The organism is Clostridium sp. UBA5988 (assembly GCF_002435615.1).
Taxonomy (GTDB): Bacteria; Bacillota; Clostridia; order Clostridiales; family Clostridiaceae; genus Clostridium_J; species Clostridium_J sulfidigenes.
On the sequence record NZ_DJBA01000014.1, the window covers coordinates 66,414 to 80,635 of the forward strand.

The 14,222-nt window shown below is 31.7% G+C and carries 13 protein-coding genes and 1 riboswitch; all 13 genes read right to left on the reverse strand.

Features of this window, described 5'->3' with window-relative positions; translation table 11 throughout:
• Positions 1 to 75 precede the first annotated feature (75 nt).
• Entirely contained in the window at positions 76 to 768 is a 693-nt protein-coding gene (locus B3J31_RS02365) for a hypothetical protein (RefSeq protein WP_346866821.1), read from the reverse strand.
• Positions 769 to 786: 18 nt separating this feature from the next.
• Positions 787 to 1,797 (reverse strand): hypothetical protein, encoded by a 1,011-nt coding sequence (locus B3J31_RS02370; protein ID WP_346866820.1) that lies wholly within the window; start codon positions 1,795 to 1,797, stop codon positions 787 to 789.
• A 118-nt stretch (positions 1,798 to 1,915) separates the two neighbouring features.
• Complete coding sequence (locus tag B3J31_RS02375; RefSeq protein ID WP_150845363.1) at positions 1,916 to 2,368, reverse strand: DUF134 domain-containing protein; 453 nt, start codon at positions 2,366 to 2,368, stop codon at positions 1,916 to 1,918.
• Positions 2,338 to 2,568, reverse strand: a complete 231-nt coding sequence (locus B3J31_RS02380; RefSeq protein ID WP_346873566.1) for a Fur family transcriptional regulator — start codon at positions 2,566 to 2,568, stop codon at positions 2,338 to 2,340. Before B3J31_RS02380 ends, B3J31_RS02375 begins: the two co-directional genes overlap by 31 nt.
• A 10-nt stretch (positions 2,569 to 2,578) precedes the next feature.
• Positions 2,579 to 2,935, reverse strand: coding sequence for a NifB/NifX family molybdenum-iron cluster-binding protein (locus B3J31_RS02385; protein WP_150845361.1), 357 nt, complete (start codon positions 2,933 to 2,935; stop codon positions 2,579 to 2,581).
• A 47-nt stretch (positions 2,936 to 2,982) separates the two neighbouring features.
• Positions 2,983 to 3,834, reverse strand: a complete 852-nt coding sequence (locus tag B3J31_RS02390; RefSeq protein ID WP_346866819.1) for an ATP-binding protein — start codon at positions 3,832 to 3,834, stop codon at positions 2,983 to 2,985.
• The gene (locus tag B3J31_RS02395) at positions 3,825 to 4,655 is read right to left on the reverse strand and encodes an ATP-binding protein (protein ID WP_346866818.1); all 831 of its coding nucleotides are present in this window, start codon (positions 4,653 to 4,655) and stop codon (positions 3,825 to 3,827) included. The genes B3J31_RS02390 and B3J31_RS02395 overlap by 10 nt, the downstream gene beginning before the upstream one ends.
• An 18-nt stretch (positions 4,656 to 4,673) precedes the next feature.
• On the reverse strand, positions 4,674 to 5,036 hold the full coding sequence (locus B3J31_RS02400; RefSeq protein ID WP_150845358.1) for a NifB/NifX family molybdenum-iron cluster-binding protein: 363 nt from the start codon (positions 5,034 to 5,036) through the stop codon (positions 4,674 to 4,676).
• A 284-nt stretch (positions 5,037 to 5,320) separates the two neighbouring features.
• Positions 5,321 to 6,850 carry a glutamine-hydrolyzing GMP synthase gene (gene guaA / locus B3J31_RS02405; RefSeq protein ID WP_346866817.1) on the reverse strand — a complete coding sequence of 510 codons (1,530 nt, stop codon included), beginning with the start codon at positions 6,848 to 6,850 and terminating at the stop codon, positions 5,321 to 5,323.
• Positions 6,851 to 6,872: 22 nt separating this feature from the next.
• Positions 6,873 to 8,327, reverse strand: coding sequence for an IMP dehydrogenase (guaB, locus tag B3J31_RS02410; protein ID WP_035130442.1), 1,455 nt, complete (start codon positions 8,325 to 8,327; stop codon positions 6,873 to 6,875).
• Positions 8,328 to 8,573: 246 nt separating this feature from the next.
• A riboswitch (purine riboswitch) is annotated at positions 8,574 to 8,672 on the reverse strand.
• A gap of 190 nt (positions 8,673 to 8,862) precedes the next feature.
• Positions 8,863 to 11,592 carry a VWA domain-containing protein gene (locus B3J31_RS02415; protein WP_346866816.1) on the reverse strand — a complete coding sequence of 910 codons (2,730 nt, stop codon included), beginning with the start codon at positions 11,590 to 11,592 and terminating at the stop codon, positions 8,863 to 8,865.
• Between the two features lie 82 nt (positions 11,593 to 11,674).
• Complete coding sequence (locus B3J31_RS02420; RefSeq protein WP_346866815.1) at positions 11,675 to 12,169, reverse strand: prepilin-type N-terminal cleavage/methylation domain-containing protein; 495 nt, start codon at positions 12,167 to 12,169, stop codon at positions 11,675 to 11,677.
• A gap of 19 nt (positions 12,170 to 12,188) precedes the next feature.
• Positions 12,189 to 14,213, reverse strand: coding sequence for a hypothetical protein (locus B3J31_RS02425; RefSeq protein WP_346866814.1), 2,025 nt, complete (start codon positions 14,211 to 14,213; stop codon positions 12,189 to 12,191).
• Positions 14,214 to 14,222 lie beyond the last annotated feature (9 nt).

The following is a 14,222-nucleotide window of genomic DNA, read 5'->3' on the forward strand; positions in this document are numbered from 1 at the left end:
CCTATATACTTATAATAATGGCTAAAACAAATAAACTCAATGAATTTTAACATATTCACCGAGTTTATCTTCATCTTATATTCCTTTTTCTTTGCTGTACCATTTATAAACTATTTTTAGAGAATTGTCTAATGCTTCTATAGTTAAAATATCTATCTCATTTTCTTCTATTACATAAAAGAATGATCTATCTTCTCCAATTAATATATTTGTCATAGTATTATTAGTAAAGTTAATATTTATGCATTTTATATTTTCATCATTTATTACTCCTCCAAGAACTTTGTAATTCTCAGTAGCACTTACCTTTATTTCCATTACATTCACTGTAAAAGGAGCATATTTATCTACCTCTTTTATAGAAGTTGCTATGATGTTATAAGAACTTTCTACTTTACTTAATTGGCATAACCCCTCATAGTTTTTACCATTGTCCTCATATAAAAACATGACTAATTTATCCTTTTGTATATCTGATACATTTAGAATAGATATTCTATCTTCACCTATGTTAAGGTTCTTAGATAGAAGATAGGTTATCTTGTCTGTTAACTTTCCTTCAAAGGGCTGTTCATCCTTTATAGGGAAGTTACCACTTTTTATCTCCATGGTTTCTTTAAATAAATCATTCTTAATTAGAATAGCTGTAATTAATAAGAATAATCCTATAACTGAAATCATAAAAATTCTTCTATTTTTCTTAATTGTTTTTTCATTTTTGATTTTGTACTTCTTCTTGTTTTTATATCTCTTCTTAAGTTTACTCATATAACATTCCTCTTTAGGTTATTTGAATGCAGCGGCGTACCATTTGTAGTGAGCTCCATATTTATCATCTATTTTTTCTACTTCATAAAGTCTAAATATTATATATTGAGTCCAGTTATATCCTGGATTTGCTCCTATAGATAAGATTAAAAAGGAAGCTCCAAAGGAACCTGTCACAGTAAATATGACTTCATTTCTTGCTTCTGCAGGTATATCTTTACCTTCACTATAGGTTCTAGAGATAGTGGCTCCAGTACTATTTGCAATATTAACTACTCCATAGGAAGATTGCCCACCTCTAGCGTAGTTAATTTTTGATATTTTATCAGTACCTAGTAAAAACTCAGTATATAGATGTATCTTAGAATAGGATAATTCTGATTCAAAACACCACTCTGCTTCTTTAGCTTCCACCTTTCCATAGGCATATGAAACTCCCTCTTCCATGAGGATTTCTTCATAACCCTTATTAGACATAACTGGTTTTTTAATATTCTTTTCTCTATTTAAATTTTCTCTTTGAGAGTTTTTTGTGTTATAGGTAATCTTTGAACCATCAGGATAAATTATTTCATAGGCAGATTTATTAGCAAAAGTATTAATCACCTTTTCTGTGTATTCTTCTCCACTAAAGATATTTTTTAGAGATTTAAAAGCTTTCTTTAAGGCAACTTTATCTCCCTTTAGTATTTGATTTCTATAGTATTCCTTATTATTTCTAAAGTCTTTATCAGTTATATCTTCTATGGAATTATCTAATATCACTTCTAAATCACACTGTTCTAGTCTTTCTACTATTTCATCAAGTCTTATATAAAACTTGGCATCTTCTTTGTCTAATCCTTCCCTTGTTAGCTTTAATAACTCTTCCTCATCCACAGGAGTAGTTCTCACTTCATCACATATTTCAATTATCCTCTTATCATCATTTTTTCTCTTATTACTTTGTAATGCTAAAACCTCTATAGGTGAGTTAACTATAAAAGAAGTGATAAATATTACTAAAACAATCACCTTAAAATTCTTCACATCAGCACTCTCCATTCCTATGACTTTAAATTTATTATTCCTAGAGAATGGATTTTAAATTCTTAAAAGTTATTGTTTATTAATTTTTCATAATAAATAAGAGGTGGAAATCCACCTCTTATTTATCCTCTACACTATTTCCTCTACACCATCTTTTACAAAGCTCTGCTTTCTTGCTGCAAACAACTTCTTCTGAACCACAAGTAGGACAATTATCCTTGTCTTGCTCATAATTTATATCATACACATCTCCACAATGAAGGCATTTAAATTTACAAAAAGTAGCTCTGTAGTTGCCACCACTTATTCTTATAGCATTTCCTTCTGTTAAAGCGATAGCTATCTTCTTCCTTGCACTGTCAATAATATTTTGGAATGTTTGTCTTGATACTTGCATTCTTTCAGCACATTGTTCTTGATTTAATTCTTCAATATCTTTAAGTCTCATAGCTTCAAGTTCTTCTACCTTTAAAACTGTTTCTTTAATTTCACATTTAGGCTTTCCCCATGGAACAAAATAAGTATCCTCTGGGAAAAACTCTACTCTTCTAAATTTTGTTGGTCTTGGCACTTTAAATCCTCCCTGCATTTACTACATAATCCTATAAACATTATATCAGAATCATATATTTCTACGTTACTTTCTTCTTCTATTCTTTTATTTAATTTAAGATAGTCAAAATTTAAATTTTGACTATCTATATCAATTATACTATTACATTTATAACATTTAAAATGAATATGCAGGGGTTTGCCACTAAATATTTTCATTTTATAATAATTATTCGTTACAGTGACCTTCATGTTGATGTTCTGTACAAACGCTACCTGTTGATTTCAATTCACCATTTACAAATTTTTGAACTACATCATCACTAAGTCCTTGTGCACCAACTACAACTTCAATTCCATTTTCGTTAAATAAATCTTGTGCTGTTTCTCCCATACCACCTGCAATAATAACATTTACCTTTAAATCTCTTAAAAATACTGGAAGAAATCCTGGTCTATGTCCCGGATTTGGAGTAAAACTTTTTTCTAAAGACTTACCCTCTTCTACTTCATATATTGTGAATCCTTCACAATGTCCAAAATGCCCACTTACATATTTCTCATCACTTGCAACTGCTATTTTCATTAAAAATTCCTCCTTTTATTTTACCTAAATAATTTTAATTTAATATATTAATTTAATATATACTTAGTCATATTACTCCACATAGCTTCAATAGCTTTTTCAGCTATGCTATCCTTGTAGAAAGTTATAGGTTTTAATTCATTTATAGACTTCATAACCATGTCATCATAAGGAATTTTACCTACTAAAACTATTTGATTTTCATAAATAAAGTTTTCTATTTCCTTTGTAACTTCTTCATTTATATCAAATTTATTTACACAAACCATGGTAAAAACTCCAAAGTGTTTACACAGCTGTACTACTCTCTTTAAATCTTCAAGACCTGATTTTGTAGGCTCTGTTACAACTAAAACTGCATTTGAACCTGTTATTGAAGCTATAACAGCACATCCAATACCTGGTGAGCCATCAATTATAGTTAACTTTTCATCCTTATTAAATCTCTTACCATTTTTTCTTAATTCAGTTATTAATTTTCCTGAACCATCACTGCCTATACCCATTTCTGCCCTTGAAATTATGCCTTTATCTAGCTCTGTAATGAAGGTATCTGCTGTCTTTTCATCCTCTAGTTTTATTGCATTTACAGGACACACTAATGTACATGCTCCACAGCCTTCACAAAGAAATGGATTTATAGTAAAGTTTTCTATGGCATTAAATTTACAAACACCTTCACATTTACCACACTTAATACAAATGCTTTCATCTATTGATGCTTTTTTTCCACCTACAAATTCATCTTTTTCAATATCTTTTCCCTTGTAAAAGAGATAAAGATTGGGAGCATCTACATCACAGTCTATTCTTAATACATCTTTTTCAAGTTCAGCTAAAGCTGTTGCAATGGTGGTTTTTCCTGTGCCACCTTTTCCACTTAAAACTACTAATTCCAAGATAGCACCTCCTTTACTCCCTCTGAAAGCTTATCAAAGATCTTCTTATGAACTAAATAATCATAGAGTATCTCTCCCTTAGAATAAAGTACTGCTGTAGCCTTATCGTAAGGAATTGTTCCTATTAATTCTATATTTTCTTCTTTGCAATACTTTTTCACAATATTATCTTTTCCATCATCCTTATTTATAACTATGCCAAAGGGAATATCATACATTTTCACAAGTTCCACTGCCATCTTTAAGTCATGAAGACCAAATTCAGAAGGCTCTGTAACAAGTATTGCCCCATCAGCATATTTCAAAGAATTTACCACATTACAAGAAGTTCCTGGTGGGCAATCTATTAAATTAGTTCCCTTAGATAATCCATTAAGTAACTCTCTAATAACAGGCACTGCCATTGGCTCGCTTATATTTAAAACACCTCTGCTACAGTTTATATCTCTTACTGATCCTTTTTCAATCTTACCCGTTTCTCTTTCACCATAGGTTATAGCACCATATTTACATGCAATTTCGCATGCTCCACAACCATGACATAACTTTTGGAACAGCATAATATCATCTTTAACCTTTGCTAGAGCATTAAATTGACAAGCTTTTACACAATCTCCACAGTTAGTGCATTTGTTATCATCTATGATTGGATATTCTACCATTACTTTTTCTTTTGTATCTACTATAGGCTTTAGGAATAAGAAACCATTAGGCTCTTCCACATCACAATCTATATAATTTGCCTTTAGAGCAAGAGCAAGATTAGTAGATACTGTGGTTTTTCCTGTACCGCCTTTTCCACTAAGTACTGCTATATTCACTACCTATTCATCTCCAATCTAGTGAGCTCCGTGATGTGCAGGACCAGACATTTTTATTTCTTCAAGTTCACCTTTTTTATATTTTTCTATAGCCTCAGCTATAACTATACCATCACACTTATATGCCTTAACTCCTGATTTTTCAATGATTTCAAAAGCATTAGGTCCAAGATTTCCTGTGATAATAACATCTATGTTTTCATCAATTAATTGATTAGATGCAGAAATACCTGCTCCACCACTAGCATTTTTGCCTTGGTTTTCTAAAACTTTAATTTCTCCACCTTCAGTATCATGAATTTGAAAATACTCACATCTTCCAAATCTCATATCAAGTAAATTTACAATAGTTTTTCCTGCTGCTGAAACTGCTATTTTCATTTTCCATTCCTCATTTCTTTATTAATAATTCTTTTATGTGATTTTCATTATTGGCATTTGCTAATTATATATTACTACCACTTTTAGTTATTGTCAAATGCCAATTATAATTTTTTATAAAAAAAGCAGCTATGAAATTTCTATATTATATAGAAACTTATAACTACTTTCTTTGGGTGTGATTTATTTAAACATGTTAACATGTATAAATACATTAGGGTTTAAGGGATATTACTCTACCCATCAATTGATAGAGTAATATCCAATCTATTAGAATATTTATATTACTCCCACTCAATAGTTGAAGGTGGTTTTGAAGTTATATCATATACAATTCTATTTACTCCATTAACTTCATTTACAATCCTTCTAGATACCTTATCTAATACATCATAAGGGATTCTTGCCCAGTCTGATGTCATTCCATCAGAAGATGTAACTCCTCTTAAGGCTACTGTATGGCTATAGGTTCTTTCATCCCCCATAACTCCTACTGATCTTATATTAGGTAAGCAAGCGAAGTACTGCCAGATTTCACTTTCAAGGCCAGCATTTGCAACCTCTTCTCTAAATATAGCATCTGCTTCTCTTACTATGTGTAACTTCTCTTCTGTAATTTCACCAAGTACTCTTATTGCAAGTCCTGGTCCTGGGAATGGCTGTCTCCATACTAAGTGGTGTGGAATTCCAATTTCCTCTCCTACAGCTCTTACTTCATCTTTAAATAACTCTCTTAATGGCTCTATTAGTTCAAATTCTATGTCCTCTGGAAGTCCTCCTACGTTGTGGTGACTCTTAATTGTAGCTGATGAATTAGTTCCACTTTCTACAACGTCAGCATAAATAGTTCCTTGAACTAAGAAATCCATTTTACCAAGTTTATTTGACTCTTCTTCAAAAACTCTGATGAATTCTTCTCCAATGATTTTTCTTTTTCTCTCTGGATCAGAAACACCTTTAAGTTTTCCAAGGAATCTCTCTTGAGCATTTACTCTGATAAGGTTCATATCGAAGCCTTCTCTAAAGATTTTCTCAACTTGATCTCCCTCATCTTTTCTAAGTAGACCATGATCTACAAATACACAAGTTAGGTTTTTACCTATTGCTTTATGAACAAGTACTGCTGCAACAGATGAATCAACTCCACCTGATAGAGCGCAAAGCACTTTTCTATCTCCTACTAATTCTTTAATTTGTGCAATCTTTTCTTCTGCAAAGGCAGACATAGACCAGTCTCCCTTAACTTTACATACATTGTATAAGAAGTTTTTAAGCATTTCTGTTCCAAATAAAGTGTGTTGAACTTCTGGGTGGAATTGAACCCCATAAAGTTTTCTTTCTTCATTTGCCATTGCAGCTATAGGACACTCATCTGTATGACCTATAATTTCAAAGCCTTGTGGTGCACTTTCTATAAAGTCAGTGTGACTCATCCAGCATTGTTTTTCTTTTATTCCATTAAATAATTTATTATTTGTGTTTAAGTTAACATCAGTTTTTCCATATTCTCTAACAGTAGCAGTCTTAACAACTCCACCTAAAACATGGGACATAAGCTGAGCACCATAACAGATTCCTAGGATAGGAATGTTTAATTCAAATAATTCCTTATCTACTCTTGGAGCGCCCTCTCCGTAAACACTGTTAGGACCACCAGTAAATATTATTCCCACAGGATCCAATTCTTTTATTTTTTCAACAGAAGTATTATATGGAATTATCTCACAATATACTCCATGCTCTCTTACTCTTCTTGCTATTAATTGATTATATTGACCACCAAAGTCAACAACTAATACTAATTCTCTATCCATAAATTAAGCTCTCCTTCTTAGATTATTGATTTACACTATAATTTGGAGCTTCCTTAGTAATTACTATATCATGTGGATGACTTTCTCTAAATCCAGCTGAAGTTTGAACTACGAAGTTTGCAGTTTCATATAAATCTTTTAGTGTAGGTGCTCCTAAATATCCCATTCCTGAGCGAATACCACCAATTAATTGGTATATAGTATCTACTACGCTACCCTTAAATGGAAGTCTTCCTTCAACACCTTCTGGTACTAATTTCTTGTTATCTTCTTGGAAATATCTATCCTTACTTCCGTTTGCCATAGCTCCTAAAGAACCCATTCCTCTATATACCTTGTAACTTCTACCTTGATATATTTCTATTTCACCAGGTGCTTCGGCGCAACCAGCAAACATTGAACCCATCATACAAACTTTTGCTCCAGCAGCTAATGCCTTAACGATATCTCCTGAATATTTTATTCCTCCATCAGCTATAACTGGAACTCCTGATTTTTCTGCTTCTTCAACACAGTCCATAACTGCTGTAAGTTGAGGAACTCCAACTCCTGCAACTACTCTTGTAGTACAGATAGATCCAGGTCCTATACCAACTTTAACACAATCTGCTCCAGCTTCTATTAAAGCTCTTGTACCTTCTGCTGTTGCAATATTACCTGCTATAACTTGAAGCTCTGGATATTTTTCTTTAACTTCTCTTACTGCATCTATAACACCTTTAGAGTGTCCATGTGCTGTATCTATAGTAATGACATCTACGTGAGCTTTAACTAAAGCATCAACTCTTATCATCATATCCTTTGTAACTCCTACTGCAGCTCCACAAAGTAATCTTCCTGAAGCATCCTTTGCAGCATTAGGGAATTTCACAGCCTTTTCTATATCCTTTATAGTAATTAATCCTTTAAGATTAAAATCTTTATCTACTAAAGGTAATTTCTCAATTTTATGTTTTGCAAGTATTGTCTTAGCTTCTTCAATACTTGTTCCCTCTTTTGCAGTAACTAGATTCTCACTAGTCATCACTTCACTTACTTTTTTACTATAATCAGTTTCAAACACTATATCTCTATTGGTAATTATACCAACTAATTTTCCATTTTCAGTTACCGGCACTCCAGATATTCTATATCTTGACATTATGTTTAATGCATCTTGTATAACATTATCTTTTCCTATGGAGAATGGATTTACAATTACTCCATTTTCTTGTCTTTTAACTGTATCTACTTCGCTTGCTTGAGCTTCTATAGACATATTCTTATGGATAATTCCAATTCCACCTTCACGGGCCATAGCTATTGCCATCTTACTTTCAGTTACTGTATCCATTCCAGCACTTATTAGTGGTAAATTAAGAGCTATAGTTTTAGTTAAGTTTGTTTTAAAGCTAACATCCTTTGGTAAAACTTCAGATTTATTTGGAACTAATAATACGTCATCAAAAGTGTATCCTTGTTTTAATATCTTTGCCATAATTTAAATCCTCTCCTTCTATATTATTTTCTTTATAATTAACTTTAGTTATACTTATAATCTGAAATCAATTAAAATTATATAATTAAATTCTCTAACATAGTTTTTGTTTATATTTTAAATTTAATTAAAACATAAACAAAGACATGCTTAATTCACTTTCCACCCATAATATAACTCCTTTAGAGTTCATACTATGTACATACAAGTAAAATTAAGCATGTCCATAAATTCATTGAAATCTATAACATGATTACTTTTACTCATAGTCAGAAATTTATCGGTTTCCGGTAGAAACTCCTTGCCATATTCAAGGGATATATGAGTTATTTATTCATAATTTATTAATTGATTACACCTATTTTATTTAAAATAAGTATGTTTGTCAAGGAAAACTTTTAACCTATTTTCTAAATTTTGTAGAAATTTATCGACTTATATAATAATTATACATTACTAATGAGAATTTTTCCATTATCTCACTATAATTAATCCAAAAATTATAGTGAGATAATGTATATTTATACTTAAAACTTTAAAATAAATCAGGTAAGGCTTCCCCTTTAAGCCTAAATGTTTTTTCTTCCTTGTTAAATAAAATATTATTCTCATAAGAACCATTCTCTTCACTAGAAGCATCCTTTGGCATCTTACACTGATATTTTATCACAATCTGAGTTTTCACCTTTATATCTGGAGGTAGCTTAATATTATAGCAGTTTTGACCTAAATTCGTTCCAATACTAGTTATAGTACACTCCATAGGCACTAAATTACCGCCTTTAAGAGTATATACCTTTATCTTGCTTAAATCCTGTAAATCTATATCCTTATTTATTCTAAGTTCCACATTTACATTACTAGATAATATAGTAGCTACAGAGGCTATATTAACCATCATATCATTAGCTATACGTACTTCTCCTTCAGTGACACCATATCCACTACTTGTGACTCCATTATCTAAACCATGTATTAAGTCTATTACTGGAGATATTAAATTCACTTTAGGGGTTTGTATGCCCTTCGTAACATCTTCTTTACGCAAATTTTTATAGGCTATAACATTATTATCTCCAAAGGATAAAGTTCCGCTTTTGTCTTCTTTAGGATTTATTATAAAGCTTACTTTATAGGATTCATCATTAGCTTTATATTTTCCATCACCTTTACTTTCATAGACAACAGTTGGCCCTTCAATTGTAGCTATTCCATCTTTATAAGATTTAACACTGGAAACCATGGTAAAATTATCACCTAAGTTCAACTTTAATTCTGTTGGAATTTCATAAGTCATATATCTTCCTTGAGATATTATTCTATCGGCTAAGTCATCCATTAAAGTATTCTCTATATCCTCACCACTTTTATCTTCACTTATAAAATAGTTTTCTAAAGTTTCTCCCATTTCTTTATGCAACTCATCTAAACATTTATTTCCCTTCTTTAAATTTAAGCTCATGATATTATATTTTTCATCACTTAAATCAGGAATGTTCTTATCATTGTAGTTCAAATGATCCGATGCAATTAATACCATATATTTATCTGCATCAGGATTTTTACCATCAAGTATTGCCTTTGCCTTTACCATAGCTGCACCTATCTGCCTTGCATTGTTATCCTCTGGTCCTTTATCTTCAATATCTATAGCTTGAATCATTTTTATCATTTCATTTCGATTATTAGTTAGCTCAGAATGTACTTCATATATATTATTAAAAGTTATTAAACTAAAATTTACATTATCACCTACTAAACTACTATTATTTATTAATGAATTTACTAAAGCAGTTTTTATCTCATCTAACTTTCCACTTTTAAGCATAGACTTTGATACATCCAACACTATGGCTATATCTTTTTTCCTCATATTGCTACTATCTTCAAAAGTAAAATCTTCTCCTATTACATCATAGGTTACCTTTATTTCATCTCCCGGATAAGCCTCTACTTCACTTGGGCTTGTTAACTTAGCTCTAATATTAGGTAATTCATTTTTGTCTATATTAATACTTATACTAGGTACTGGAGCAGTTATAATCTCATTATCTTTCCAAGGGAAACTCACTGTAGACCCTGCAAAGAGTTCATGCTGCCCTGTTACTTCACTTTTAATTATGAATTTAAATGGTACAGGATCTGCTTCATAGGTAACTTTGCCATTTTTAACCTCACCATCAGTTTTATATAATATATTATCTATATCTACATTATTTCCTCCAATATTTAGAGTAAAACCTGATTTAAGATTCATTTCCATTTTTACATTATTAATGGCATAGGTAGCTAAGATTTCTGTAGCTATATGCTTAAATACATTATCAATGGCACCGTCACTGGATGCAAAAAAATTGCTATCCCCTCCACCCATGGATTCATGGATTTGCTTTAGTGTTTTATTTGCTTCACTTTTTTCATTTCCTAAACCATATCCTATAGAAAATACATTATTTGCTGTTCCTCTTATAATTCCACCAATGGTGGTTGCATAGAAAATAGTCTTATCAGTTACTTTGCTTCCATCCCCAGCGAACCTAGGATCTGTATTATCTGCCGCAGTATAATATTGTTTATTTTTTGATTTTACTGAATAAAATGTTGGTAATCCATCAGACATTAACACTACAGTTTTATTAGCATCAGGGTTTCCATATTCAAGCATATATTCAGCTTTTCTCAATCCTTCTCCAGTATTAGTTCCTCCCAAAGCTTCTAGATTATCTATCATAGCTGGAAGGTTTTTATTATCTATATTTATAAACTTATCACTAATAGAAATATAATTAGGTATATGATGACTATTCCTATTATCAACATTGGTTACACTTTTATAACCATCTTTACCATTAGGATTTATAGCAGCTTCACTTGAATAGGCTACTATCCCAATCTTTAAATTAGGCACATCCTTCATTTTATCTACAAAGTTCTTAGCTGCTTTTTTTAGCTCTTCTATCTTTGTAGAGTATGCGCCATTGACTTTGACCCATTCCGCCATACTCCCAGATACATCTAGTACTAATACTATTTCTTTAGCTGGAACTACGGCTTCAAAGGGTTTAGGAATTATTTCTCCACTTATTGTAATGTCTTCTCCTACCTTAGGGAATTCAGGGGATACTGAATTTATCTTTACCTCAAAGGCTGGCTTTGTTGCTACTTCAGCGCTGGCATTTGATGCAGAAGTTATAACTAAGGTAGCTGTCATGCAGAGAATAATACCTATGCATAATATTGCTTTATAACCCATTCTTTTTTTCATTTTATCCACCTCCATCACCATTTATAGGTTGCTAACAGACTTCCTTGCTTCAGCGTGAGATTTATTCCCAATGAAGCTTAGTTCATTCCTGCTTATGACTATTTCTAAATAAAAAACTCTCTTTTACTGAATAATCTATATCCTCTGCTTTTAATGACAATCTAATTTCTATACTCTTTAAAATGTCATCTGAAATCTCTATATGATGTAAATGTGAACCTATAAGCCTTTTACCATCTTCTTTTGTAGATAGATAAACATTATTTTCTTCAATGATAAATTCAGCTCCTTCATTAGTTACTGTGCCATCATCTTCAACCTTTGAAAAGGTTATAGTTTTTACAGTACCATCAGATTCTTTCACTTCACATTTAGTAGCTGCCATGGCATGTTTAGATATACTATCTAAAATAACCTTAGCTTCATATTGAAGGTCTGATCTAGTGTTTATCTCCTCTAGCTTTTTTTCATTAGAAAAGAAAAAGGAGAATATGAATGAAGTAACTATAGCTAAAAGTCCTAATGCTATCACTAATTCTATTAAGGTTACTCCTTTTTTCTTTCTATTTAAAATCATAATCCCACTACCTTATAACTTATTTTTCTAGTGTCCATTTTTCCTTTGTAATCAAATCTGTAGCTAGTATAGTTCTCTCTGTTACTAAGTTTTTACCTTGAGTAAAGATAAAATCTAATACACCCTTATTCTTATTATCCTTTATCTCCTCTTCTGATAATTTAGCAGTTCCTATTAACCCCTTAGAATTCTTTATATTTATATCTTTTTGAGATATAATGGTCCCTTTATAATTCGTAGTTCCATTGTAGTTTACATCACCCTTTGTCACCACTATATAAGTTATGTCCTTAGATTCACCCCTATTAAATTCTTTATTATAGGTTGCCTCTTTATTTTCATGTCTTAAAATAAGCTTATCATCATTAATTTCAATGTCCCTATTTTCATCATCATTTAATAGAATTACCATGTTTTCTAACTGAATAATGTTACCCCTATTAGCAATTAATGAAGATACACCATCCCAGTTTATTTGATTTTCTACAGTATAAATAGCCTTACCCTGTTGAAATTTATCCACATCAAAGTCTTCATTTCCCATATAATAAACAGCTTGTACAAATCTTTTCTTCATATTTTCTACTTTGTCAAGTTCTTCGGTATTTAGGCTTGCTGAATTTCCATGGGCTTTTCCTCCTGAAATATAGGCTCCAGCAGTATAGGTTTTCTGTGGAAGGGATATTCCCTTTGCTCTTATACTTGCATCACTTGAATTACTATAATCTACAAAGTGCTCTGCTTTATCTATCACATTTAAAGGTTGTCCTTCTGAATTTTTGGTTATAAGGACTAAGGGATCTAAATACTCATATTGGCTATCCTTATAATTCCCATTAGAATCCTTGGCATAGGCCTTATAATTCCCCTTTAAGGCTACAGACTCTCCAGTCTGATAAGGCTCTCTATGAGTCTTAATGTAAGCAGAACCCATTAGGTAGGCACTGTCAGTAACTGTTAAATCGCCCTTATTATTAGGCCACTTCATGGAATTAATTATTATAGAACTAGAACCCCTAACAACCTGTCCATTGTGTGTAGGCATATCAATTTTCAAATCATTAAAACCATAAAGGTTTTTTATTTTAATTTTTGCATCACTAGCTCCTATAACTAAATCGTTAGCTAGATATATCTCAGCCTTACTGCAATCTACATCTATACCACTATCCACATCACCCTCTGCTAAATTACCTAAGAATATATTCTCAGCATAAATTCTATTATCAACTTCTGTAAGTCCTAAAGTTACAGGCTTAAGGATTACCTTACTTTTGTCAACGGTAATATTAGCAGCAGTATTAACTTGTCCATTAAATTCTATATCGGTATCACTTATCTCAATTCCACCCTTATACTTATCTACCGTTGGGTTTTTAGCCATATCCTTACTTCTTAAACCCTGAATCCAAAGGTTTCCGTCCACTTCAACCTTACCTTCCTTAACATGGGATGAATCAGTAGCAATAGTTAAGTTTCCATCAGCAGCTAAAGCATAGTTTATTAATTCAGATGTGCTTCCATCGGCTTTATCAAGGATCCTGTAATCCTCTGGCGTAACTAAATTATAAGCTACACTTACCATTCTCTCTTTGCCTTTATCATCTTTATAGGTAGAAGTTATCTTAACAATTTTATAATCTAAATCCCCTTTTTTTACTGTCGGAGCCTTTAACTCACACTTAACTTCTGCCTTATTACTATTTACTACATATTCTCCAGATACATAATCTATAAGATTATCATCTATATAATCCTTATAAACCCCTTTGAAAATTTCATTTTGCTTCTTTATTGTAGTCTCATTATTACCTGCCGCTATGCCTTCCTCTATAGCTATCTCTACTACTTTAGTTATTCTAGCATAGGCCTTATCAATTCCAGATTCAGCAGAATAGAGATTTTTAACCCTATTGTTCTCTTCTACTCTTAGCTTATAGTTTGCATAGGTGGCCCCAAGCATAGCCAGTGCTAAGGTAGCTAATATACCAAACACAGCTATTACAAGTAACATAGATGAACCTTTAGTCTTTCTTTTTCTCATCTTCTCCCT